Origin of the sequence: Lentzea sp. NPDC058450, from assembly GCF_042721395.1 — a bacterium.
In the GTDB taxonomy this organism is placed as follows: domain Bacteria; phylum Actinomycetota; class Actinomycetes; order Mycobacteriales; family Pseudonocardiaceae; genus Lentzea.
Genome location: NZ_JBHXLO010000029.1, coordinates 1 through 22986, shown reverse-complemented (window position 1 = coordinate 22986; position 22986 = coordinate 1). Strand labels below are relative to the sequence as shown.

The 22986-nt window shown below is 68.6% G+C and carries 23 protein-coding genes; 9 read left to right on the top strand and 14 right to left on the bottom strand.

The genetic code is table 11. From position 1 onward, the window contains the following. Positions 1–273: 273 nt before the first annotated feature. From ACFWNN_RS34290 to ACFWNN_RS34270, 5 genes are all read right to left on the bottom strand, one after another. On the bottom strand, positions 274–2010 hold the full coding sequence (locus tag ACFWNN_RS34290) for an LpqB family beta-propeller domain-containing protein (RefSeq protein ID WP_382444101.1): 1737 nt from the start codon (positions 2008–2010) through the stop codon (positions 274–276). Then, entirely contained in the window at positions 2007–3770 is a 1764-nt protein-coding gene (gene mtrB, locus ACFWNN_RS34285; RefSeq protein WP_382444100.1) for an MtrAB system histidine kinase MtrB, read from the bottom strand. Before mtrB ends, ACFWNN_RS34290 begins: the two co-directional genes overlap by 4 nt. 10 nt (positions 3771–3780) lie before the next feature. Next, positions 3781–4458: an MtrAB system response regulator MtrA gene (gene mtrA, locus ACFWNN_RS34280; protein ID WP_030471262.1), complete on the bottom strand. Its 678-nt coding sequence runs from the start codon at positions 4456–4458 to the stop codon at positions 3781–3783. Between the two features lie 185 nt (positions 4459–4643). Continuing rightward, positions 4644–5426 carry an SAM-dependent methyltransferase gene (locus ACFWNN_RS34275; protein WP_382444099.1) on the bottom strand — a complete coding sequence of 261 codons (783 nt, stop codon included), beginning with the start codon at positions 5424–5426 and terminating at the stop codon, positions 4644–4646. A 124-nt stretch (positions 5427–5550) separates the two neighbouring features. Next, positions 5551–6195: a dTMP kinase gene (locus tag ACFWNN_RS34270; RefSeq protein ID WP_382444098.1), complete on the bottom strand. Its 645-nt coding sequence runs from the start codon at positions 6193–6195 to the stop codon at positions 5551–5553. 156 nt (positions 6196–6351) lie between these two features. Between ACFWNN_RS34270 and ACFWNN_RS34265 the strand changes: the two genes are divergently transcribed. Further along, complete coding sequence (locus ACFWNN_RS34265; protein WP_382444097.1) at positions 6352–7320, top strand: helix-turn-helix domain-containing protein; 969 nt, start codon at positions 6352–6354, stop codon at positions 7318–7320. A 99-nt stretch (positions 7321–7419) separates the two neighbouring features. Here ACFWNN_RS34265 and ACFWNN_RS34260 read toward each other — a convergent pair whose 3' ends face one another. Both ACFWNN_RS34260 and ACFWNN_RS34255 read right to left on the bottom strand, forming a co-directional pair. Then, positions 7420–9471, bottom strand: a complete 2052-nt coding sequence (locus ACFWNN_RS34260; RefSeq protein ID WP_382444096.1) for a hypothetical protein — start codon at positions 9469–9471, stop codon at positions 7420–7422. Positions 9472–9492: 21 nt separating this feature from the next. Continuing rightward, entirely contained in the window at positions 9493–9699 is a 207-nt protein-coding gene (locus ACFWNN_RS34255; RefSeq protein ID WP_382444095.1) for a hypothetical protein, read from the bottom strand. A gap of 161 nt (positions 9700–9860) precedes the next feature. Here ACFWNN_RS34255 and ACFWNN_RS34250 point away from each other — a divergent pair, with 161 nt between their 5' ends. After that, on the top strand, positions 9861–10715 hold the full coding sequence (locus ACFWNN_RS34250; protein ID WP_382444094.1) for a DUF5753 domain-containing protein: 855 nt from the start codon (positions 9861–9863) through the stop codon (positions 10713–10715). Then, positions 10690–10860: a DUF397 domain-containing protein gene (locus ACFWNN_RS34245; protein ID WP_382444093.1), complete on the top strand. Its 171-nt coding sequence runs from the start codon at positions 10690–10692 to the stop codon at positions 10858–10860. Before ACFWNN_RS34250 ends, ACFWNN_RS34245 begins: the two co-directional genes overlap by 26 nt. Here ACFWNN_RS34245 and ACFWNN_RS34240 read toward each other — a convergent pair. Continuing rightward, positions 10853–11611 carry an MBL fold metallo-hydrolase gene (locus tag ACFWNN_RS34240; protein WP_382444092.1) on the bottom strand — a complete coding sequence of 253 codons (759 nt, stop codon included), beginning with the start codon at positions 11609–11611 and terminating at the stop codon, positions 10853–10855. The genes ACFWNN_RS34245 and ACFWNN_RS34240 overlap by 8 nt on opposite strands. An 85-nt stretch (positions 11612–11696) precedes the next feature. On the opposite strand from ACFWNN_RS34240, the gene ACFWNN_RS34235 reads away from it, so the two are divergent. Continuing rightward, on the top strand, positions 11697–12302 hold the full coding sequence (locus ACFWNN_RS34235) for a TetR/AcrR family transcriptional regulator (RefSeq protein ID WP_382444091.1): 606 nt from the start codon (positions 11697–11699) through the stop codon (positions 12300–12302). Here the strand turns inward: ACFWNN_RS34235 and ACFWNN_RS34230 are convergent. Together ACFWNN_RS34230 and ahcY are read right to left on the bottom strand one after the other, a co-directional pair. Continuing rightward, complete coding sequence (locus ACFWNN_RS34230) at positions 12295–12765, bottom strand: hypothetical protein (RefSeq protein ID WP_382444090.1); 471 nt, start codon at positions 12763–12765, stop codon at positions 12295–12297. The genes ACFWNN_RS34235 and ACFWNN_RS34230 overlap by 8 nt on opposite strands. A 52-nt stretch (positions 12766–12817) precedes the next feature. Continuing rightward, positions 12818–14281, bottom strand: coding sequence for an adenosylhomocysteinase (gene ahcY, locus ACFWNN_RS34225; protein ID WP_382444089.1), 1464 nt, complete (start codon positions 14279–14281; stop codon positions 12818–12820). A 98-nt stretch (positions 14282–14379) separates the two neighbouring features. Here ahcY and ACFWNN_RS34220 point away from each other — a divergent pair, with 98 nt between their 5' ends. Together ACFWNN_RS34220 and ACFWNN_RS34215 are read left to right on the top strand one after the other, a co-directional pair. Next, positions 14380–16785: a hypothetical protein gene (locus ACFWNN_RS34220; protein WP_382444088.1), complete on the top strand. Its 2406-nt coding sequence runs from the start codon at positions 14380–14382 to the stop codon at positions 16783–16785. 9 nt (positions 16786–16794) lie between these two features. Further along, a complete protein-coding gene (locus tag ACFWNN_RS34215; protein ID WP_382444087.1) occupies positions 16795–17319 on the top strand; it encodes a GNAT family N-acetyltransferase in 525 nt (174 codons plus the stop codon). On the opposite strand, the gene ACFWNN_RS34210 is transcribed toward ACFWNN_RS34215, so the two are convergent. Then, positions 17312–17890, bottom strand: a complete 579-nt coding sequence (locus ACFWNN_RS34210) for a TetR/AcrR family transcriptional regulator (RefSeq protein ID WP_382444086.1) — start codon at positions 17888–17890, stop codon at positions 17312–17314. The genes ACFWNN_RS34215 and ACFWNN_RS34210 overlap by 8 nt on opposite strands. A gap of 76 nt (positions 17891–17966) precedes the next feature. Here ACFWNN_RS34210 and ACFWNN_RS34205 point away from each other — a divergent pair, with 76 nt between their 5' ends. Then, positions 17967–18446 (top strand): DUF2975 domain-containing protein, encoded by a 480-nt coding sequence (locus ACFWNN_RS34205; protein WP_382444085.1) that lies wholly within the window; start codon positions 17967–17969, stop codon positions 18444–18446. Beyond that, on the top strand, positions 18446–18667 hold the full coding sequence (locus ACFWNN_RS34200; protein WP_382444084.1) for a helix-turn-helix domain-containing protein: 222 nt from the start codon (positions 18446–18448) through the stop codon (positions 18665–18667). Before ACFWNN_RS34205 ends, ACFWNN_RS34200 begins: the two co-directional genes overlap by 1 nt. Here the strand turns inward: ACFWNN_RS34200 and ACFWNN_RS34195 are convergent. Then, positions 18664–19899: a glutamate mutase L gene (locus ACFWNN_RS34195; protein ID WP_382444083.1), complete on the bottom strand. Its 1236-nt coding sequence runs from the start codon at positions 19897–19899 to the stop codon at positions 18664–18666. The two genes, ACFWNN_RS34200 and ACFWNN_RS34195, sit on opposite strands and share 4 nt — an antisense overlap. A gap of 17 nt (positions 19900–19916) precedes the next feature. On the opposite strand from ACFWNN_RS34195, the gene ACFWNN_RS34190 reads away from it, so the two are divergent. Beyond that, complete coding sequence (locus ACFWNN_RS34190) at positions 19917–20522, top strand: hypothetical protein (protein WP_382444082.1); 606 nt, start codon at positions 19917–19919, stop codon at positions 20520–20522. Here ACFWNN_RS34190 and ACFWNN_RS34185 read toward each other — a convergent pair. Together ACFWNN_RS34185 and ACFWNN_RS34180 are read right to left on the bottom strand one after the other, a co-directional pair. Further along, complete coding sequence (locus tag ACFWNN_RS34185; RefSeq protein WP_382444081.1) at positions 20519–20974, bottom strand: MarR family winged helix-turn-helix transcriptional regulator; 456 nt, start codon at positions 20972–20974, stop codon at positions 20519–20521. The genes ACFWNN_RS34190 and ACFWNN_RS34185 overlap by 4 nt on opposite strands. A 10-nt stretch (positions 20975–20984) precedes the next feature. Further along, positions 20985–22496, bottom strand: a complete 1512-nt coding sequence (locus ACFWNN_RS34180) for an amino acid permease (protein WP_382444080.1) — start codon at positions 22494–22496, stop codon at positions 20985–20987. Between the last annotated feature and the right edge of the window lie 490 nt (positions 22497–22986).

Sequence of the window (22986 nt, the reverse complement as noted above, 5' to 3'; positions counted from 1 at the left end):
TCCGCAGTCCGCGGCCCGCACCCCCCAGTCCGCAGTCCGCAGTCCGCGGTCCGCAGTCCGCAGTCCGCAGTCCGCAGTCCGCAGTCCGCGAGCTTCAGCTTGCGAGCGTCGCAACTCGCCAACCCGTTCGGCGTGCGAGCCCGACGGCGGGCAAGCCGCACGTTCCGCGAAACCATCCGGCGCGCGGGCCGGGGCGTCGTGCACACCCACGCTCCCCGCCTCGCCCGCGCTCGAACCCCGCGGGCCTTCGGGCACGGCCGCCGGTCGCGCCGGTCAGCCCGGGTAGAAGACCGAGGTGCCCGGCGGGACGCGGAACGCGCTCGACTTCCACACGTCCGTGATGTCCGAGGCCGACCACAGGCCAGAAGGGTCGATCACCTGCACCTGGCGGGCCGGTGCGGCCGCCACCGAGCCCACCGGGACGGTCAGGTTGGACTGGCTGTAGCGGTCCAGCTTGTAGCCGTCCGTGTAGACCTTGCTCACCGGCCACGAAGGGAGGTTGGTGGAGACCGCCAGGACGTCCTGGGAGAGCCAGTCGATGGACTGGACGGCTGAGCCCAGGATCGTCGGCTGGAGTTGCCTCGGGACGCGGAGGGCCACGTCCTGGTTGTTGCGGACCACTGAGGCGACGTAGAGCTTGCCGGCGATCACCATGGCCGCTCTGGTGCCGTCTCGGGAGAGGCGGAGTTCGCTGATCGGGCCGAACCGCTCGAGGTCGGTGGTGTTGACGCTCTTGGCGGTCCAGCTGCCGTTGTCGGAACGGGTCACGCGCGCCACCGAGGTGCCGTTGACGGCGGTCCAGACTTCGGCACCCGGTTCCTTGGGGCCGCTCGAGAGCTGCCAGGTCGGGCGGGTCAGGGTGGTGGCGCTCAGGTCCACTTCGGACAGGTCCTGTTCGAGCTCTCCGATGCGGAGCTTCATGGAGCTGCCGGAGCGGGAGACCACGGCCAGGCGGGAGCCGTCTAGGGACTGGGCTGCGGAGACCGCGTTGTAGGCGCCGGCGCCTGCCGGGCCCTTGATCGGGTTGCCGTCGGTCAGGGAGCGGACGGAGCCGTCGGCCACGAGCATGCCCTGGAGGTTGGAGTTCAGGGCGAGGAGGGCTTCGCCTGCGGTGGCGGAGACGTCGGACGGGCGGTAGTCGCGCTGGTCCGGAAGGATTTGCTGGCCGTCGACCAGCACTCGCACACGAGAGGAGGTGACGCCCGAGTACGACTTCACGACCTGCGCGACGATCTGCTTGCGCTTCTCCGGGGTCAGGTCCTTGCCGACGTTGGTGAGGTTGACCTCCAGGGCTCCGTCGTCGGATTCCTTGGTGTCGGAGAACTTGTCGGTGTCGGGGCCGAGGGCGCTGACGAGGGTGTCGCGCGTGGTGTCGCCGGGGCCTGCCAGCAGGAGTTCGGTGACTCGGGTCGGGATGCTCGTGGCCGGTGGGATCACGACGTAGCGCGGGTCCGGCACCAGGACGGTGAACTCCGGGTTGTAGAAGTAGAGCGTCACGCGGCGGTACGTGTTGTTGAAGACGTTCTGCGGCATGACGACGCCGGCGGGCGGTTGCGAGATGCGCCACTGGTTCTCGCTGTTGCGCTCGACCTTCACCGGCACCTCGTAGGTGCCGAACTGCGAGGTGAAGGCGTTGTCGCTGCCCAGGCGACCGACGTTCTTGCCTTGCAGGAGAACGGTCTGCGTCTTGTCCTGCGGTGCCGCCGAGGTCGGGACGGTGGAGAAGCCGGTCTCGATGACGGTCGGGTTCTTGGTGTCCCAGTTCTTGTTCGCCTCGGGCGTCAGGAACGCGCGGGCCGCCGCGTACTCGCCGTCCGGGTTCGCCGTGGCTTCGAGGAACTGGCGCACGAGCGTCAGCGGGTCGATGTTCGGCAACGGCTCGGGGGCCGCCGGCAGGTTGGACGCCTTGTTGTCCTTCGAGCCGATCGGTTTCGGCTGGGTGTTCGTGGGGATCGCGGCGCACCCGGTGAGCGTCACGAGCACGAGCAGCAGCAACGCGAGACGCTTCACCGCACTTCCTCCGAAACCTCGTCCGCCTTCGCAGCAGCCGCGGGGGTGCCGTCGACGGGCTCGGCGGGCTGCCAGGTGATCTCCTCCGGCCGCAGCTCGATCTCGCCCGGTTCCTCGTCGGGGAGCGGTTCCTCCACGACGGCAACGGGTTCGAGTTCGAGGGCCGGTGCCAGCGGCAGCGGGCTCTCGCGGAGCTCCTCGCCGTGGCGGCGGGGCAGGGTCAGGCGGAACACGGCGCCGTGGCCGGGTTCGCCCCACGCCTCGAGCCAGCCTCCGTGCAGGCGCGCGTCCTCCAGCGAGATCGAGAGGCCGAGGCCGGTGCCGCCGGTGCGGCGGTTGCGCGACGGGTCGGCGCGCCAGAAGCGGCTGAAAACCAGTTCCGCTTCGCCCTGGCGCAGGCCTACGCCGTGGTCCCGCACGGTGATGGCGACGGCGTCGTCGTTGCCGCGCATGGTGAGTTCGACGGGCTGGCCCTCGCCGTGGTCGATGGCGTTGGCGAGCAGGTTGCGCAGGATCCGTTCCACGCGGCGGGAGTCGAGCTCGGCGACGAGCTCGGAGTCCGGCAGGTCCAGCACCACCGGGGAGTTGGCCGAGGTCGAGATCGCGCGCACCGAGTCGTGGGCGCGGCGGGCGAGCACGCGGATGTCGACCTGGTCGGCGGTCAGCTCTTCGACACCGGCGTCCAGGCGCGAGATCTCCAGGAGGTCGCCCAGCAGCGACTCGAAGCGGTCGAGCTCGTCGACCAGCAGCTCGGTGGAGCGGGCGAGGCCGGCGGGGAACTGCTCGCGCGAGGCGTGCAGGACGTCCGCGGCCATGCGGACCGTCGTCAACGGCGTGCGCAGTTCGTGCGAGACGTCCGAGGTGAACCGGCGTTGCAGCTGGCCGAACTCCTCCAGCTGCTTGAACTGCGCCTGGATCGACTCGGCCATCTCGTTGAACGACTCGGCGAGACGGGCCACGTCGTCCTCGCCGACGACGTGCATTCGTTCGTGCAGCGTGCCGTCCGCGAATCTCTCCGCGACCTCGGCCGCCTGCCGGACGGGGCGAACGACCTGCCGCGTCACGAGATTGGCGATCAACGCCAGCAGGACCAGCAGGACGATGCCGCCGACCGCCAGCGTCGACTGCACGACCTCGGCCGTGCGCTGCTCGGCGGTGAGCGGGAAGATCAGGTAGAGCTGCATCGAGCGCGCGTACGTGCTGATCGGCAGGCCCACGACGAACAACGTGGTCGGCTGGCCGTCGCGCTGCACCGTGTGGATCTGGGTGCCGGAACCGCCGTCCTCGACCATCTCGCGCAGACCGCGCGGCACGTCGTCGAGCTTGCCCACCGACGGCACGCGCCCGCCACCGGCCGAGCTCTGGCCGTCGGCGAGAACCGGTTCGAACGCACCGGCGCCCGCCGTCGTGGCGTCCGTGCCGGTGCCGCCGACGGCGAGCTTGTTGATCGCGCTGGTGAACCGCGTCTGCACGCTGTCCGGACCGGGGTTCAGGCCGACGAGGTCGGACTGGATCAGGTTGCGCGAGGCCAGCGCCTGGCGCACGGCGGCCTCGTCCTTGGTGCTCAGCAGCTGGTTGGTGATCTGCATCTGCAGCACCATGCCCAGCACGAACACCACGGCGGACGAGAGCGCGAGCGTGGACACGACGACGCGCAGCTGGAGCGAACGACGCCAGAGGTCACCAAACGCGGCCCACCGCTTGCGCGCCTCCTCAACAAGGAACCGCGCCTGAGCGGCGACCGGCCGAACGAACTTCATACGCCACCTGTCACGGAGGGCCGGCCTTGTACCCGACACCGCGAACAGTCAACACCACCTCGGGGTGCTCCGGGTCACGTTCGACCTTCGAACGCAGCCGCTGCACGTGGACGTTCACCAGGCGGGTGTCGGCGGCGTGGCGGTAACCCCACACCTGCTCGAGCAGCACCTCGCGGGTGAACACCTGGCGCGGCTTGCGGGCCAGCGCGACGAGGAGGTCGAACTCCAGCGGCGTGAGCTGGATCGGCCTGCCCTCGCGCAGCACCTCGTGGCCGGGGACGTCGATCGTGAGGTCACCGATCTGCAGGACCTCGGACGGCTCGGCCTCGGTGCGCCGCAGGCGCGCCCGGATGCGGGCCACCAGCTCCTTGGGCTTGAACGGCTTGACGACGTAGTCGTCCGCACCGGACTCGAGGCCCAGCACCACGTCGACCGTGTCGCTCTTCGCGGTGAGCATCACGATCGGCACGCCCGACTCGGACCTGATCGCCTTGCAGACGTCGATGCCGTTCATGCCGGGCAGCATCAGGTCGAGCAGCACGAGGTCGGGCTTGAGCTCGCGCAGCGCGGGCAGGGCACGGGCACCGTCGGCGACCACCGCGGTGTCGAAGCCCTCCCCGCGCAACACGATCGTCAGCATCTCCGCCAGGGCGGGGTCGTCATCGACGACGAGCACGCGTGCCTTCATACCCAACATCGTCGCACTGACGGTCGGGAGTTCGCGCACCGCCCACGTTCCGTTGCCGCTGGTGGCGGTGTGCGCTCGTTCGGTCACCGGCCGGAACTGTCGTTCCACGTGCCCCACCTCACCCCGTTTGGCCTGTTCGTCGCCGGAGTAACCGCGCGCGGATCACCTTTCGTTACCAGGTGTTCTCACGCCGTGCGAACGGCGGCGGCCAACCAGATGCGCGCGTCTCCCACCTTGAGAGGGTCGGTGATCGCGGGCACGGCGCGGTCGTGCCGCGCGGCGAGATCGACCTGGTGCGTCACCGACGCGTCCCAGCCGTAGCCCTCCAGCCACCCGACCGGGTCCTCCACGTCGGACTGCCAGCGGGCGTCGAGCTGGTCGAACCGCTTGTGCACGGCCTTCATCTGCGGCAGGTCGCGGAACGCGCGGTTGACGTGTTCGAGCGCGAGCGTGCTGCCCTTCGCCGACAGCGCGCTCACCCAGTAGAGGATCTGCTCGCCCGCGTCCGGGGGCAGGAACATGAAGAGGCCCTCCAGCAACCACGCCGTGGGCCTCTTCGGGTCGAACCCCGCGCGGATCAGCGCTGTCGGCCAGTCCTCGCGCAGGTCGCACGGGACGGTCACGCGGTCGCAGACCGGTTCGGCGCGCAGGTCGTGCAGGGCGTCCTCCTTGAACTCGATCAATTCGGGCAGATCGAGCTCGAAGAGTGTTGTGCCCGGCGGCCAGTTCAGCCGGAACGCTCTTGTGTCGAGGCCCGCCGCCATGATCACGACCTGGGGCTGGGCGTTTTCCAGTAGCCGGTCGTCGAAATAGCGGGTGCGCAGGACGAAATGGTCGCCCGCGAGGTTCTTGACGCCGTTCAGGTCGCTCGCGGAGCCGGCGGCCTCCACGAGTCCTGCGGCCAGGGGGTCGTCGAAGAGGCGGTGGAGACGGCTTTGCTCATTGGCGCGGGCGGCAGCGATCAGCACCGCCGTACGGGCGACGCCAACCGGGGGGCGCTGCAATACACGCTTCAAATCGTGATCTCCCATATACTCACAGTGACTAACCCGACACACGATCGTGTCAATCGGTACGCACGTGAGCGACCACTCAAGGAGTGAAGAGTGGTTCCAGAAGCGAATGAAAGTTCACGTTTGACCGCCCGTCGACCACTTGCCACGGGGCCAGCCAGCCGATGTTCGCCAATCCGTCGTAAACGACCCCGCAACGTGCCTGAAGCGAGCCATCGGATTCATAAATGTCACGGGCCCTGGAATCGTCGGCCTGTTCGCGCTTGGCCGCCCGCTCGGCCGCGACCTCCACGGGCACGCGCAGCAGCAGGTGCAGATCGGGCACGGGCAGCCCGAAGCGCTCGATCTCCAGCTCGTGCACCCACCGCACGAACTCGCCGTGCTCGTCCTGGTGCAGCCGCGCGGCGCTGTACGCGGCACTCGACGCCACGTACCGGTCCAGCAGCACGACGTCGTGCTCCTCGAGGTCCTTGCGGATCTCGTCGGCCGCTCCCCTGCGGTCGAGCGCGTAGAGCACGGCCATCCCGTACACGGAGTCGCTGAGGTCGCCAAGCCGGCCGTACAGGCCGTCGCGGACCAGGTCAGCGTGCACGCTGATGCCGTACCGGGGGAACGCGTGGCTCGCCACGGTCCTGCCCTGCGAGACCAACGTCTCGGTCAGTCCGTTGGCGAGAGTGCGCTTCCCGGCACCGTCGAGGCCTTCGATCACTACGAGCTTTCCCACGGGAAAACCCTAACGGGAGGCGTCCCGGGACCGGTTCCGGCCACTCACACGGCCGCAGGAGGTCCCCCACACGGGCGAAATCCGATCTTTCGATCACTAGAACGAGTGACTACGGTGAACAGTCACACGGCGCGTGTGTGAAGGGTAGGTGCCGCGGTGGCCGCGGATTCCGGGCACGCCGGGTCGGTCGACGAACCGATCGGTACCCCGACCGGGGGTCTGCCGACCCCTCTCGCCGAGACGCTGCGCTACGGGCCTTTCCACCGCGCTCTGCGCGAGGCGATCGCCCACCGGGGCCTCTCGCTCGCCCGGCTGCGCGCACATCTCGAGCAACTGGGTGTCCAAGTGGGCCAGTCGACGCTCTCGTACTGGCAACGAGGTCTGCGTCATCCCGAGGTGCCGCGTGCCATCACGACCGTGCGCGCGCTGGAGACCGTGCTGCGACTGCCGCCGTCGTCCTTGTTGGACCTCATCGGCCCGCGCAACGCCAACACGTACGCACCGAGGCCCGTCGCGACCTGGCCGGAGCCCGCGCCGCTGCTCGCGACGTTCGACTCCGTACCGGAGGCCGCGCGGGGCAACGCCGACCTCGAAGTGCTGTCCGTGCACGACACCGTGCAGATCGGCATGCACCGCGAACAACGTTCCATCACCACACGTCTGGTCGTGCGCGCCGTACGACAGGGTCCCGACAGGTACCTGGCGATGCACCACGGCGACGAAGGCTCGCTGATCGAGAACGCGATGGTGAGAGCCGGCGAAGGCTGCCGCCAGGGCCGTCTGCGCCGGGAAAGCGCTTCCCGCAACCTCGCGGTGGAGATGCTGTTCGACCGGCGGCTCGCGGCCGGTGAGGAGCACGTCTTCAGCTTCACGATCGTCGACGACACCGGCAACGCGACGCCCGGCCACCACCGGACGTTCCGCGACCGCTGCGGCTCGTACCTCGTGCAGCTGTCGTTCCACCGGCGCGCGATGCCCGCGCGCTGCATGAAGCAGTTCCTGGCCTCGGCCGACGCGACGCCGGTCGACGTCGACGAGCTGGTGTGCGGGCTCGGCGGCGTCGTGAGCGCCTACTTCGGTGACGTCGGGCCGGGGATCGCGGGCATCGCCGTCGAGTGGAGCTGAAGCTGGGGCGAGGAAAGCGAGAGCGCTAGTCATCCATTTGTTTGGTTAGAAGGAAGCACTCTCATGGCCTCGCGTCCCCCACGCTAGCAGCGGTGGCGCTCAGGCTTCCAGCAGTTTGTCGAGCTGGTCCACGTTCGTGAGGTCGATGTGCAGCCTCTGACCGTCCGAACTGGACTTGCGCCGCATCAGCGCGGCGAGCCGCCCGACCGTGAAGTACTTGCGCGCCAACACAGCGCTCGTGATCGCGCGCAACGCGTCGTGGTGGCGCTCCACCCGGTTGCCCCAGGACACACCGCGCAGGTACAGGTGCAACCAGGTCGCGACCCAGCCTTCCTCGCACCGCTCGAAGATCACCGGCACGGCGACACGACCGCTGCCGCGCATGGCACTGCGGGCGCGCACGGTGCTCGGTTCGAACGGCTTGCCCAACTGGTCGAGGTCGCGGGCCATGAACCCGAACATCGACTCCGCGACGTCGTCGAAGCTCTCGCCGGAGAAGATGTTCACCTCCGGCACGACGTACTTCGCGTGCACCGCGTCAGCAGGGATGTCGATGAACTCCGTCGCCCCCTCCTCCGCCTCGGTGAGGTCGCCGGAGTACACAGCGCCGTCCGAGTGGTAGTTGGTCCACGACACGTGATCCTTGTAGTCGAGGTCCTCGTTCAGCAGCACGGCCGACAGGTCGTAGTCGGTGCACTCCTTCTCCTGCCGCCAGTACGTGAAGAACCGCAGCAGCTCGCCTTTGAGCACCATCCTCGACCCGCGCGGCAGCACGCCGAAGCCGTCCTCGGAAGCGTTGCCGGACAACGGGAGCACGACGTCGAACGCCTCCGGGGCGACGGTCAGCTCCGACACGGCGGGCAGCCTGCGGACCAGCTCGTCCTCCAGCACCGCCGTGATGGCCGCGACCGCGTCGGAGTCCAACGGCTCGCGGTCGTCGTCCGCGATCCACGCCCGGCGCTTTCGCGAAGCGAAAACCCTTGCCGCGTCCGGCGTTCCGCGATTCTCCAGGTGTTCGAGCAACGAGCACAGCACCCGGCCCGACGCTTCCGGCGCGGCCGTGCTCACCGCCTCCACGACGAGTTCGGGCTCGTTCGTGTTGCGCAGCAGTCGGTCGACGGTGCGCAGCAGCAAGCCGGGCGCGGAGGTGAGCACCTCGATCGCCCTGCGGATGTCGTTGTCCTGGAACGCCATCTCCAGGCGTCCGGCGAACGACCGCGCGGTCTTGTCCCCGCGCGCCACGGCGAACACGTCCTGCGCGTGCGGCCACTGACCGAACTCGTGGGCGTGCAACCGTTCCCCGAGCCGCTTCCACTGCTCACGGCGTTGCCGGACGTCCCCGAGCTTGCCTGGGTTGGCCCGGACCACCTCGTCCAGCGCGGCCAGCAACGCCCGCCGCTCCGGCCGCCGGAACGACCGGAAGCGCGTCGGCTCCACCAGCGTCACGTCTCCCCCGCTCGCCTGGCACGCCACCCGCAGCACGTCGGTGACGGTGTCGACGGCCATCGGCAGGTCCCTGGCCATCCGCGCGGCGTTGATGACCGCGCGGTTCTCCCGCATGGGCACGGACTCCGGCAGCTCCGGGATCTGCTCCGCGAGCTCGGCGAGGACCTCCAGGTCCGCCTCGCCGAGTGGCGTGGGGCTCGTGGCGAGGTCCAGGTAGAGGCGGTGCGTCTCCTCTTCGAGCGTGCCGCCGAGCCGCAGCGTCGTCAGGTGCCCCTTGACGGACGGCAGCAGCTCGTCGTGCGCCGCCAGCATCTCCTCGTAGGTGTGCTGGAGCGTGCCGTATCGAGGTAACGCGAGCAGGTTGCCGCGGCCGATCTCGTGGAAGTCGGGCACCTTCTGCGTCAACGCGTCCCTGATGCAGTCCGCCCAGAACTCCACGGTGTCCGGCACGGCGTGCGGAAAGTCCTTGAAGTACGGGTTGTGCTGCACGTCGTCGCCGACGAGCGCCCGCACGGCGTCGACGATCAGCCGTGTGTACGCGCCGGGCCGCGCGAGCCCGGCGATGTGGTCGAGCAGTTCCTTCGACGCCTTGAACCCCACCTGGACCAGCACGGCGTCGAGCTGCCTGGCCTCGGCCCGACCGTCACCGGCGGCGCCCGTCGAAGTGGGAACGCGCAGGGTCTTCCTGATGATGGTCGTCAGCACCTCGTCAGTAAAACCCGCACGTCAACCGAGTTCCGCCAGTTTCGCGAGCGCTTGTTCGTACTGCTTTCGATCGAACGTGAACGGCCCTATGCCGTCGTACCTGTGGCCGTTCTTGTGCGGCCTGCGGAGGTTCTGCCACACCAGCTCGCGAGCCAGTACGTACAGCCCAAGCACGAACTGCGCCTTGCCAGGCTGGAACGGCTTCGCTTCGAGGTCGTCCTCGTACACATCGCTGAACGCCGACTCGTCGTGGACCTGGAGCCAGTCGATGAGCGATGACCGGCGCGACGACGTTCTCGTGGACGACGTCGTGCGGCTCGATCAGCAGGTCGAATTCCACCCTTTTGGGCACGATGTTGTTTGTACTCCATCACCTAACGTCAGAGGGCATGAACGGCGATCCGTCCACTCCGTACAGCCGTGACCTCGGCGATGAGCTGCGCCAAATCCGCGAACGCTGGACGACCTTCCGCGGGCGGAAGATCGCCCGGATGCTCGGTTGGGATCCGGGAAAGGTCTCCAACATCGAGCACGGCAAGATCCGAGCCACCGAGATCGACATCATCCAGTACCTCGGGCGGTGCGGACGCAGCCAAGCCTTCATCGAAGACTTCCTGAAGCGGTACCGCTCAGCGTTCGACTCCTACGTCGTCCAGGTCACGGACAACCTGCGCACGATGGCCCTGGCCGAGTCGATGGCGGAGAAGATCACCAGCTACGACCTCACCTATATCCCGGGCCTGTTGCAGATCGAGGACTACGCGACAGCGCTGTACTCGGCTCGCGGCATTCTGACCTCGGAGATGATCGAGGCCGCCGTGCGCTTCCGAATGGAACGACAGGCGATTCTGCGTCGCCCCAACCGACCGGCATGCGTCTTCTACATCCACGAGAACGCCCTGCGACTCAAGGTCGGCAGCGACGAGGTGATGGAAGAACAGCTCATGCGGCTGCTCTTCCACACCCACGTCATCCGAGTCGTGCCTGCATCGAGCGGTCCGGCAGGCATCCACCTCGCCAACTATGTGCTGTGGGAGTACGAGAAACGCGGCAGCGTCGCCTACACGCACTCGGATCTGGCGAAGGTGTTCGTTCAGGACGACATTGGGGTGAAGCGCTGCAAGTCGATCTTCGCGCGCCTGGACGCAATCTCGCTGAGTGGGGAAGAATCGCGGTCGATGGTGGCGGATCTCGCCAGTCGATCGCGGGAGGACCTCGGTGACCGGAGACTGCACCTGGCGTAAGAGCAGCTACAGCGGCGGCGACGCCATCGATGACAACTGCGTCGAGGTGGCGTTCGCTGAGGGCGTGCGCGTTCGTGACTCGAAGAACACCGCAGGCCCCGAGCTGGAGTTCAGCGTCGAGGCCTGGCAGGCGTTCGTCAGCTGAGCACGCCCCAGTCGAGGCGGTCGGCCAGCCCAGCGCCCGAGAAGGCCGCCTCCAGCTCCGCGCGCCCTTCCGTGAAGTGGCCCCACCCGTCGTAGTGGACGGGCACGACCTGCCGCGCCCCGAGCAGCCGCGCCGCCTCCGCCGCCGAGGCGCTGTCGAGCACGATGCACTCGTTGTCGAACAGCCCGACCCGAGGCGCCCCCGCGAACAGGATCGCGGTGTCGACCGGCGCGAAGCGGTCCGCGATCTTCCTGACCTCGTCCAGCGAGGCGTTGTCGCCGCTCACGTACACCGTGGGCAGGTCAGCAGCCGTCAGCACGAACCCGATCACGTGACCCAGCACCGCCTCCACCTCCTCGCGGGCGCCGGGGCCGTGGATGGCGGGCACCGCGGTCACCGCGACCACACCGCCGTCGGGGCGCTTCAGCTCGACCGACTCGAAGTCGGTCAGGCCGGTGACGTGGTCGCCCAAGCCCTCGGCGCCGCTCACGGTGGTGAAGACCTGCGGCACGTCGGCCAGCAGGGCTCGGCCGGCGTGGTCGAGGTGGTCGGGGTGCGGGTGGGAGAGCAGCACTACGTCGATCGTGCCCAGGTCAGCCACGGTGCCGTGGGGTGAGCCGGTCTTGACCAGCTGACCGCCGGGGACCGGGTACTCGCCGGGGGCGTCGAAGGTCGGGTCGGTCACGAAGTTCAGGCCGCCGTAGGAGAACTGGGCGGTGGGGCCGCCGAACACGCGGACGTGCTGGGACATGAAGTCGCTCCGGGAAGGTCGGGGGTTGTAGTTCTGAGTCTTGCGACTCAGAATGGAAGTGTCAACCGGCTGGGAGACTGGGGAGGTGACCTCGCGAACGGAACCCGCGCGGTCCGGTCGGCCGTTGGGCTTCGACCGGGCCGAGGTGCTCACGCGGCTGATGGCGTTGTTCTGGCAGACCGGCTACGACCGGGTGACGCAGCAGCAGATGGCCAAGGCGTCGGGGCTGTCGACTTCGAGCCTCTACAACACGTTCGGCACGAAGGCGCAGACGTACCGGCTGGCCATGGACAACTACCTGGAGCAGATGGTGGGTGCGCTGGCGCCGCTCACCGACGGCACCAGGGGCCGCGAGGACCTGCTGGAGATGATCAACCGGCTCGCGCACGTGCTGGACACGTCGCAGGGCAAGTACGGGTGCATGGCGACCACGGCGATGGTGGCGCCCGTGGACGAGCACATCGTGCAGGCCACCGAGCGGTACCGCGGCCACATCAGGGAAGGGTTCCGGAGGGTCGCCGAACGGGCGCGCGCCCTGGGTGAGCGCGCACCCGAGCCGCAGATGGTCGCCAACCTGATGACGGCGGCCGTGCTCGGCACGATGACCATCGCCCGCGCCGCGCCGGACAGCCCCGAGCTGCACGCCCAGCTGGACGCGCTCAGGGCGTTCGCGGAGACCTGGGTCAGCTGAGCTCGGCGGGCAGCGGGAGGCCGAGTGCGGTCAGGAAGCGCTTGGTCTTGACCTCGACGAACACCTCGCCGTCGTCGATGTCGTCGACGTCCTCGCCCTCGTCCCACTCGAAGCCGTTGGGGTCCTCGTCCTCGGCCAGGTACTGGAGCAGCTCGGCCTGCTTGGACGGCACGTCGCCGCCGGGGTTCAGCCCACCCCACCAGGCGGCCAGGCCGGCGGCCTCGCGCAGCACGTCGGTCGGGTCGGAGGCGTTCGGGTTCTCGAAGTACGTGCGCGGCGTCAGGCCCAGGTAGGCGACGCCGGAACCGGGGCCCGCCGGGGCGTAGACGACCGAGGTGATGTCGCTGTCGTGGACGTCGATCCAGAGCGACGGCTCGGCGAGGGGCGGCAGTTCGCCCTCGGACAGCGTCTTCCACGAACCGTGCTCGAAGGCGAAGGTGCCGAAGAATCCCACGCCGTCCATGAAAACAGGGGCCTCCCGCGAGCGTCGCGGGAGGCCCCTGAAATTCAGGTGATCAGTAGCGGTAGTGGTCCGCCTTGAACGGGCCCTCGACGTCGACGTCGATGTACTCGGCCTGCTCCTTGGTGAGCTTGGTCAGCTCGCCGCCCAGCGCCTCCAGGTGGATGCGCGCGACCTTCTCGTCGAGCACCTTGGGCAGGCGGTAGACCTCGTTGTCGTACTCCTTGTACTTGGTGAACAGCTCGATCTGAGCGATCACCTGGTTGGAGAAGGAGTTCGACATGACGAACGACGGGTGGCCCGTCGCGTTGCCCAGGTTCATCAGGCGACCCTCGGACAGCACGATGATCGTGCGGCCGGTCGGGAAGACCCACTCGTCGACCTGCGGCTTGATGTTGTTCTTGCGGATGCCGGGGTAACGCGCCAGGCCGGCCATGTCGAGCTCGTTGTCGAAGTGGCCGACGTTGCCCAGGATCGCCTGGTGCTTCATCTGCGACATGTGGTCCGCGGTGACGACGTCCTTGTTGCCCGTCGTCGTGATCACGATGTCGGCGGTCGGCAGGACCGACTCGAGCTTCGCGACCTGGTAGCCGTCCATGGCGGCCTGCAGGGCGCAGATCGGGTCGATCTCGGTGACGATGACGCGGGCGCCCTGGGCGCGCAGCGACTCGGCCGAGCCCTTGCCGACGTCGCCGTAGCCGCAGACGACCGCGACCTTGCCGCCGATCAGGACGTCGGTGCCGCGGTTGATGCCGTCGACCAGCGAGTGGCGGATGCCGTAGCGGTTGTCGAACTTCGACTTGGTGACGGCGTCGTTGACGTTGATCGCCGGGAAGAGCAGCTCACCGGAGGCGGCCAGCTGGTACAGGCGCATGACGCCCGTCGTGGTCTCCTCGGTGACGCCGCGGATGCCCTCGGCGATGTTCGTCCACTTCTTGCCGTCCTTCTCGAGCGACGCGCGGAGCGTGTCGAGAACGATGGTCCACTCTTCCGAGTCATCTTCGGACGCCGCCGGGACGACACCGGCCGCCTCGTACTGGACGCCCTTGTGGACGAGCAGGGTGGCGTCGCCACCGTCGTCCAGGATCATGTTCGGGCCCTTGCCGTCCGGCCAGGTGAGCATCTGCTCGGCCGTCCACCAGTACTCCGGCAGGGTCTCGCCCTTCCACGCGAAGCAGGCGACGCCCTTGGGCTCCTCCTCCGTGCCGTGGGGGCCGACGACGACGGCAGCGGCCGCGTGGTCCTGCGTCGAGAAGATGTTGCAGGAGGCCCAGCGCACCTCGGCGCCCAGGTCAACCAGGGTCTCGATCAGCACAGCGGTCTGGATCGTCATGTGCAGCGAGCCGGAGATCCGAGCACCCTTGAGCGGGTACACCCCGGAGTACTCGCGCCGGAACGCCATCAAGCCGGGCATCTCGTGCTCGGCCAGACGGATCTCCTTGCGACCGAACTCGTGAAGCGACAGGTCGGCCACAGCGAAGTCGATGCCGTTGCGGGTCTGCAAGCGGTCCGCGGTCATTGCGAAGTCCTCCAAGGCACTTCAGAGAGGGTGTCGTCCGACCATACCGCCCTCTGATGCACCACTATGGCCCCCACGTTGGGTGAGGGAGGTCTCGGGTGTTGATTGCCGGCCCGGACACACGTGTCGTCGAACTGCGCGTGCACGGCGTTCAAGGAACGACGCCGCAGACGCTGGTCGACGCCGTCGCGGCCGTGGACGTTGCGGGAGACGGACTCGGGCGCATCGTGCGCCCGGCTGACCGGCTCCGCAGACCAGCGCCCGGACCAGTCCTGCAGACCGACGGACGTCCGATTCCCCGCGTGGTGGAGGGATACCTGTGGGGTGGAATGACGTCCGGAGGTGTGGCCAAGGCCACTTGGGCGTTGCTCTTCCCCTTCAGCATCGCGAACGTCGCGCACTGGATGCTCCCTCCCGTCCCCGAGCGGAATCTCCCGGCCCACCTGCTGGGCATCGGCCTGCGGTCGTTGTTGCGGGTGTTCGCACTGCTGCTGACGGCGTTGCTGGTCGCGCAGATCTCCGTGGTCAGCCTCGATCTGCTCGCGGCCCAGTGCCTCCGTCCGGGGACCGCGTGCCTGTCCAGCATTCCGGACGACGTGCGCTCGTTCCCGTGGTTTAGGGCGTTCTTGGGACTTCTCCCAATCCTCGTGGTGGTCGCCGTGATGCGGCGGATCTCGCACGTCGAGTGGCGGATCGAGCGGCGGGAGATCGCCGACGCCGAGGAACAGGAGAAGCAGCCGTCGTCCGGACTTCCCGGCGCGCACGTCGCGACCGACCCGGACACGCCGGCGCTGCGGTCGTTGCACGTCGTGGCGGCGTTGGCGGTGACGGCGCTGATCGCGCTGGGCGGACCGCTGAAGCAACTCACGGCGTCCGGCGGGATGGGCGTGGCGATCACGGTGGCGTGGTTCGTGTCGCTCGTGCTGATCGGTGTGTCCGTGCTGGGTGTCCTGCTGCTGGACGACCCCACGGGCGGTGCACCGCATCGCGGCGGACGGTGGTTGCGGGCGGCGTTGGGACGCAAGCCTCGACGGTTGCTGCTGGTCGTTGCCGTGCTGCTGGTGTTGACGACGTTGGGGTTGCAGGAGCAGATCCCGTTGCGGGTGCCGGGCGCGGACGTGACCGTGCAGGTCGTGGCGTTGCTGATGGCGTTCGTGCTGGTGCTGTTCGGGTTGATGCTGGTCCCTGCGGCTTTGCTGGCCCGGCGCACGTGGCAGTCGTTGCCGCGCGAGCTGCGGCCGTGGGCGGGCGGCTGGTTCTCGGCTCCGGTGCTCGCGATCGCGGGGCTGCTCGGCGGCGGCTTCGGCGCGGGCGTGGCGTTGCCGGTGCGCAAGGCTCTGGGCTCAGAGCTCGCGCTGCCGGTGGGCTACAGCTACATCACCCTGTTGTGGGGTGTGGCGGGGGCGTTGGCGCTGCTGAGCACGTTCGCGGTGGCGTCGTTCACCGGTGCCGTGCGGTGGCGGGCGTTCCGCAAGGGCAAGGTGTGGGCGCGTGAGGCGTCGCTGCTGCACTCCGGACGCATGCGCGACCTCCGTGCCGCGACGCGTGCGTGGTGGTGGGCGCGCTGGGAACGCAACCACGGCCATCGCATGATCATGATCGTCGCGGGCGTGCTGGTGGTGGGTGCCGTGCTGGCCTCGTTGCTGCGCCTGCGCAACGTCCCGCTGGCGTCGTGGACGCTGCCGTTCTCGGCGTTCGGCGTCTTCGTCCTCGGTCTGCTGGCTGTGTCGTTGCTGCGCGCGGTGTATTTGGCGGCGCGACAGCCCGAATCGGGGCGGCGGCTGGGAATCATCGCGGACATCGCCCAGTTCTGGCCGCGCGAAGCTCACCCGATCGTGCCACCCTGCTACGCCCTGAAGGTGGTGCCGGAACTCGTCGCGCGCGTGCAGGACCACCTCCGCGACCCCGGCACCCGCGTGGTCCTCTGTGGACATTCGCAGGGCTCGCTGCTGGTCGCGGTGGCCGCGGCCCGGTTGCTGGAGGAGTTGCCCGCGCACGACCGCGAACGGATCGGGCTGGTCACCGCCGGTTCGCAGCTGCAGTGGGCTTATCCGCGGGCGTTCCCGGCCGTGGTCCCGCACGCGTCGCTGGCCCGGCTGGCGGGCGGGTTGGACGGGCGTTGGCGCGCGTTGTGCCGCGGCACGGACCCGTTGGGCGGCGCGGTGACGACCTGGCGGCGGCAGGTGTTCGACGGCATGTTGCTCGGCGTCGGCTACCGCGAGGACGGCTCGGAGGGTGCGCTGGCACCTGCGTTGCGCGGGCCGACCGGTGCGCTGGTGCTGGGTGGCGACCACTGGTTGCCGGACCCGCAGCGGGGGCCGTTCCCCGGACGGCGCTGGCGTTCCGGGGTGTCGGGGCACGCGGACTACACGTCGGACCCGGAGTGGGACCGGGCCGTGGCGATCGCGGCGGGGCTGTTGCAGGTGGACGCGCCGGAGTCGCCGGCCCTGCCGTTCGCGCGCAAACCGGAAACTCGGTCGCGGGATGCGTTCGGCGGCTCCTAGTCTCCGGTCATGCTGACCGGTGAGCTCGTCCGACTGCGTCCCGTCGAGCCGGAGGACGCTGACGCGTTCACCCGCTGGCACAACGACGAGGAAGTCATGCGGTGGCTCCAGAGCTACTACCACTCGTCGTCCGCCGCGACCCGCAAGCGCTTCGCCGACCGGCAGGAGAACTCGTACGAGAAGGTCACCTTCTGCATCGAGACGCTGAAGGACGGCAAGCTCATCGGGGTCGTGGTGCTGCGGGACGCGGAACCGGTCAGCGCCCGCGCCGAGGTCGACATCTACATCGGCGAGAAGGACCACTGGGGTGGCGGGTACGGCACCGACGCGTTGCGGACGATGTGCCGGTACGGGTTCGACACCATGCGGTTGCACTCGATCGAGCTCGGGGTCGTCGAGGCCAACGAGCGGGCGATCAAGTCCTACCAGAAGGTCGGGTTCCAGGTCGACGGGCGGTTCCGGCAGTCGTTCTTCCGCGACGGCGAGTGGCACGACGCGTTGCTGATGTGCGTGTTGAAGGACGAACTCACCTGAGGGCCGGCGCGAGGTGGCTGATCGCCTCGCGCAGGTGGTCCTCGACGGACGCCGCACCGACCACCACGAGTCCGGACGGGCGCAGATCCACCCACCGTTGCACGGCGAGGCGGGCGGCGGCGGAGACCGCGGCGGCCAGGACCTCGGCACCCAGCTCCGACGTGCCCAGGCGGGCCGCGATGACCTCGACGATCGGCGGTTCGAGCGACGTCACCGAGTCCAGGTACGCCTCGCGCAGGGCCGGGGTCGAGGTGATCAGGGTCAGGGCCTCGGTCGGGGGTTCGCGGTACTGCTCGGTGAACGCGCTGATGAGCGACTCGACCAGGGGTTCGGTCACCGGCCGTGAGCGCAGGGCTTCGGCCACCTGGAGCGCTCGCGAGGCCGTGATGCCGGCGACGATCGCGTGCTCGCGGCTCGGGAAGTAGTTGTTGTAGGTGCGCGGTGAGACGTTCGCCGCCTCGGCAATCTCGTCCACGCGCACCTCGTCCACGCCCTTCTCCAGGGCGAGGCGGAGTGCGGCGGCCGAGAGCGCCGCACGGGTCTCTGTCTTCTTGCGCTCGCGCAGTCCCACGCGATCACTGTAGAGACCTGTTGCAACACGATCACTACCGATTGACTTTCGATAGATCGCTACCGATACTCGATGCATGATTTCTGAACGATGGGCGGTGATAGCGCTCCGGTTCTTCCTGGTGGCGCTGTTCGGGGTCCTGGTCATGCTGGAGACGTTGTCGATCCCGGGGTCGTACCGGTACTCGCTCGAGCAGCACCCGGACCGCGCGGGCGAGAACCTCGCGATCATGATCGTCGCGATCTTCTGGGTGCTGTGCGTGCAGGTGGTGCTGGTGGCCACGTGGAAGCTGCTCACGTTGGTGCGCAAGGATCTGATCTTCACCGAGGCCGCGACCAAGTGGGTCGACGTGATGGTCTGGGCGATCGCGGCCGGCTGGGTCGTCCTGGTGGCGGTGTTCATCTACCTCGGCACGATCGCGGACGACCCCGGTGTGCTGGTGTTGTTCTTCGTGCTCACGACAGGGGTTACGGTGATCGGGCTCGTGCTGATCGTCATGCGGGCGCTGCTGCAGCGCGCCACGACGCTGCGCTCCGAGATGGAGTCGGTGATCTGATGGCGATCATCGTGCGCATCGACGTCGAGCTGGCCAAGCGCAAGATGAGCGTCGGCGAGTTCGCGGAGAAGGTCGGGCTGACCCCCGCCAACGTCGCCGTGCTGAAGAACGGGCGCGCGAAGGCCGTGCGGTTCAGCACCCTGGAGGCCATGTGCCGGGTGCTGGAGTGCCAGCCCGGCGACCTCCTGGAGTTCGTGGAAGACGACGAGGAAAGCGCTTAGCCCAGCCGTTTCGCGAGTCGGTCGGCGGCGTCGAGCCGCCCCGACTCGGCCAGCAGGCCGACCGGCGCCAGCACGTAGTCGCGGTCGACGGTGATCTCGGCGGTCCGCAGCACCGGCCGCAGCACCGGGTCGTCGCGGAGCGCCTCGACGACCGGCGTGATGTCCTCCGAGTGCCGGAACACCCCGCCCGACAACACCAGCAGCCCCGCGCCGTGCGGTCCGAGCTGGCCGTCGACCTGCCGGAGATGCCTGCGCACCGCCAGAATCGCCGCGAACGACGCGAGTTTCGTGTCGACGGACGGGTCCTCCGGCAGCCAGCCCACGTTCTCCGCGCGGTACCAGGCCTCCGCGGTCAGGTCCTCGGTGGTGAGCCGTTCCGCGAGGGCCTCCTTGACCACGCCCGGTGCCGACCAGCGCATGCCGAGGTCGCCCTCGACGGTGCGGCGGTCCGGCGGCAGCGCGACCGTCCTCTCCAGACCTTCACTGTCCATCGTGGACACCGCCGAGTACACGTCCGTGGTGGCGCCGCCGACGTCGACGACGAGCACGGCGCCCTCCCGGTCCTGCGCCGCGAGCCGGGACACCCCGGCCAGCACGGCATCCGGCGTCACGGCGCGGACGAGCCGGCGGAACCGCTGCCCCCGCGACAGGCCCTTGCCGCCGATCACGTGCTGGAGGAACGCCGAGCGGATCGCCCTGCGGGCCGGTTCCGGAACGAGCTGACCGACGTCGGGCAGCACGTTCGGGCAGGCCACCACGGTGCGTTTCGCCAGCAGCGCCAACGCTTCCGGCTGCGCCTCGACGTTGCCCGCCAGCACGATCGGCACGGCCACGCGGGCGAGCTTCGCGGCGTTGTGCAGCAGGACCTTCTGGTCACCGCCGTCCGTGCCGCCGACCAGCAGCACGAGATCCGGCTCGGTGGCGCGGAGAGCTTTCACGTCCACCGGACCGGCGCTGACGTGCACGATCTTGGCGCCCGCGCTCAGTGCCACGCGGTACCCGGCCTCGGCGCTGACGACGCGTTCCTGGCCGACGACCGCGAGCCGCAGCCCACCACCCGCCGACGAGCAGGCGAGGATCTCGCCGTCGCCGACCTCGGTGCGCAACGCGTCGATGCCGTGCAGCACCTCGGGCGGCGTGGTCGGGTGCTGCCCGGTCCTGACCAGCTCACCCTCGTCGGTGAGGAGCGCGGCCTTGGTCCAGGTGGAACCGACGTCGAGACACAGGATCACGGGGTTAGCTTGCCATCATGAAGCTCACGCCCAAGGTGATCCTCGAAGGCACGCGGCTGACCGGCAAGACGGACCTGGCGTTCGCGCTCAACGAGCACCCGCGCCTGGTGGGCCACCGCCGGTACCGCTACCACTCACCGTTGGTCTCGGCGGAGTGGAGCGGGTTCAGCAACGAGCCGTGGGGCCGCGGGCTGATCGACTTCGCGCCGGAGGAGACCGCGCACGCGATGGAGACCTACGAGACGTGGGTGCGGATGTTCGAGCTCCAGCGCTACTACTCGTGGATCGTCGACCGCTTCCACCTGTCCACACTCGCCTATCAGGCCCGGCAGGGGCGGGAGTTCGACTTCGGCTGGCTGGAGGAACGGCTGAAGCCGCTCAACTTCGCGATCGTGCTGTGCACGCGGCCGGAGAACACGTTCGAGGAGGCTCGCGAAGAACGGCTGAAGATCAGCGCGAACCCGAAGCAGTACGTGTCGCTGGAGCCGTTCGTCGAGGAGCAGCAGCAGCTCCGCGCGCTCGCGGCGAAGTCGGTGCTGCCCGTCCTCGAGTTCGACGTGACCCGGCACGGGCCCGACGACGTGGCCGCGTGGCTGGACGAGAACGACCTGCTGACGCTCTAGTCGTCCGCCTTCTCGTGCACGGTCTGCATGAACGACCCCAGCTGCGCGAGCTGCTCGGGTGAGAAGAGGTCGATCAGGTACTCGCGGACCGTGGTGACGTGGCCGGGAGCGGCCGTGGCCAGCAGCTCCCTGCCCACGTCGGTGAGCACGGCGAGGATGCCGCGTTCGTCGGACTCGTGCGGCTCGCGCCGCACGAGTCCCGCCTTCTCGAGCTTGCCGATCTGGTAGGTCAGCGAGCTCTTCGACACGACGACCCGGCGCGCCAGCTCCGTCATGCGCATGCGGTTGCCCGGCTGCTCGGCGAGCACGACCAGCACGTTGTACTGCGCGTGCGAGAGTCCCGCGTCGCGCTGCAACTGCTGTTCGATCTGCCTCTCGAGGAGGTGGTACGCCTGGACGAAGTGGTGCCAGGCGCTGCCCTCCTCCTCGGAGAGCCACCGCGCGTTTCCCATGGTGCGCAGATTAGTTGCTGGACTCGGACTTTCCTGACCGTTCACCCTGCTTGCCCAGCACGGAGTTGCGCCGGCTGTAGGCGAAGTAGACGACCACGCCGAGCGCCATCCAGATGAGGAACCGGACCCAGGTGAGCGCGGTCAGGTTCAGCATCAGCCACGTGCAGGCGATGATCGCGAGAATCGGCACCAACGGCACGAGCGGCACCTTGAACCCGCGCTCGAGATCCGGCCGCGTCTTGCGCAGCACCATCACGCCCGCCGACACCAGGATGAACGCGAACAACGTGCCGACGTTCACCATCTCTTCGAGCTTCCCGGCCGGGAAGAAGCCGGCGGCGACCGCCACCAGCCCACCGATGATGATCGTGATCCGCGTGGGCGTGCCGTGGCTGCCGGTCTTCGCGAGCCCGCGCGGCAGCAACCCGTCGCGCGACATCGCGAACAGCACCCGGCTCTGCCCGAGCATCAGCACCATGACCACGGTCGTGAGACCGGCCAGCGCACCGACCGAGATCACCGTCGCGGCCCAGTCGACCCCGTTCTCCGCGAACGCACTCGCGAGCGTCGCGCGCGTCCCGTCCGGCTGAGTCGCGAGCTCCTTGTACGGCACCATGCCGGTGATCACCAACGTGACCGCGACGTACAGCACCGTGACGATCGCGAGCGAACCGAGGATGCCGCGCGGCACGGCCTTCTGCGGGTTCTTCGTCTCCTCCGCCGTGGTCGCCACGACGTCGAACCCGATGAACGCGAAGAACACGATGCTCGCCGCGGCCAGCATGCCGAGCACGCCGTAGGTGCTGCCCGAGTACCCGGTGATCAACGAGAACAGCGACTGCTCGATGCCGGTGTGCGCGGCAGGACCGGCCTCGGCGGCGGGCGGGATGAACGGCGAGTAGTTCTCGGCCTTGATGTACCCGATGCCGAGCACGATCACGAGCAACACCACCGCGACCTTGACGGCCGTGATGACGGCACTGACCCGCGAGCTCAGCTTCGTGCCGACCACGAGCAGCACCGTGAGCACCGCGACCAGCAGCACAGCGCCCCAGTCGAACTTGATGCCGTCCCCGACCTCGGTCTTCACGTCGAGCCCGAACAACCCGAGCGTGGTCTGCAAATACGCCGACCACCCCTTGGCCACCGCGGCGGACCCGACCGCGAACTCCAGCACGAGGTCCCACCCGATGATCCACGCCGCGAACTCACCGAAGGTCGCGTACGAGAACGTGTAAGCACTACCCGCGACCGGCACCGTCGAGGCGAACTCGGCGTAGCACAACGCGGCCAGCGCACAGGCGATCGCCGCCAGCACGAACGACAGCGAGACCGAAGGCCCCGCGATGTTCCCGGCGGTGCTCGCCGTGAGCGTGAAGATGCCGGCACCGATGACGACCGCGACACCGAAGACGGTGAGGTCCCACGCCGTCAAATCCTTGCGGAGCTTGGTACCCGGCTCGTCGGTGTCCGCGATCGACTGCTCGATCGACTTGGTGCGCCACAGCCCGTTCCCCGGCACGGTCCATACCTCCTTGATGGAACTTGTTCGCCCACCCTAGAGGTATCCACCTGCTGAGATGCCTATAGCTCTTGTCCGTGGTTTGTCCGGCGTTCTGTCTCGATACGACGAACGCACCCCGGATGTTCACCGGGAAGGTGCCGCAGGGAAGGGATGCTGCGAGGTTGCCGGGCGCAGGCTCGCGCAGAGGTCCCCCTGGATTCAGGCTCCCCCGCGACCCAACGTACCGACGGGGTCTGACAGTCCGGCTGGGCGCAGCCGAGCTACCCGACCTCAACGCAATGCCGAAGGCGAGGCGTCCCTCCTGGGCGCAGCCGAGCTACCCGACCTCAACGCGATGCCGAAGGCGAGGCGTCCCTCCTGGGCGCACCACAGCAACCGGTAATGACGTGACTTACCAGCACAAACGCAACCACGCTGCAAAGAGATTGGGGCTTGACTTTGGGTGCGAGGTGCTAGCTTCTCGAGCTCGGCCGGGCGCTTTTCAGCC

Excerpts from the sequence above, each read along its gene's own strand:
- ACFWNN_RS34200 (WP_382444084.1), top strand. The coding sequence starts at position 18,446 with ATGGCGATCATCGTGCGCATCGACGTCGAGCTGGCCAAGCGCAAGATG.
- ACFWNN_RS34240 (WP_382444092.1), bottom strand. The coding sequence starts at position 11,611 with ATGTCCCAGCACGTCCGCGTGTTCGGCGGCCCCACCGCCCAGTTCTCC.
- ahcY (WP_382444089.1), bottom strand. The coding sequence starts at position 14,281 with ATGACCGCGGACCGCTTGCAGACCCGCAACGGCATCGACTTCGCTGTG.
- mtrA (WP_030471262.1), bottom strand. The coding sequence starts at position 4,458 with ATGAAGGCACGCGTGCTCGTCGTCGATGACGACCCCGCCCTGGCGGAG.
- ACFWNN_RS34230 (WP_382444090.1), bottom strand. The coding sequence starts at position 12,765 with ATGGACGGCGTGGGATTCTTCGGCACCTTCGCCTTCGAGCACGGTTCG.
- mtrB (WP_382444100.1), bottom strand. The coding sequence starts at position 3,770 with ATGAAGTTCGTTCGGCCGGTCGCCGCTCAGGCGCGGTTCCTTGTTGAG.
- ACFWNN_RS34185 (WP_382444081.1), bottom strand. The coding sequence starts at position 20,974 with ATGGGAAACGCGCGGTGGCTCTCCGAGGAGGAGGGCAGCGCCTGGCAC.
- ACFWNN_RS34250 (WP_382444094.1), top strand. The coding sequence starts at position 9,861 with ATGAACGGCGATCCGTCCACTCCGTACAGCCGTGACCTCGGCGATGAG.
- ACFWNN_RS34190 (WP_382444082.1), top strand. The coding sequence starts at position 19,917 with ATGAAGCTCACGCCCAAGGTGATCCTCGAAGGCACGCGGCTGACCGGC.
- ACFWNN_RS34215 (WP_382444087.1), top strand. The coding sequence starts at position 16,795 with ATGCTGACCGGTGAGCTCGTCCGACTGCGTCCCGTCGAGCCGGAGGAC.
- ACFWNN_RS34205 (WP_382444085.1), top strand. The coding sequence starts at position 17,967 with ATGATTTCTGAACGATGGGCGGTGATAGCGCTCCGGTTCTTCCTGGTG.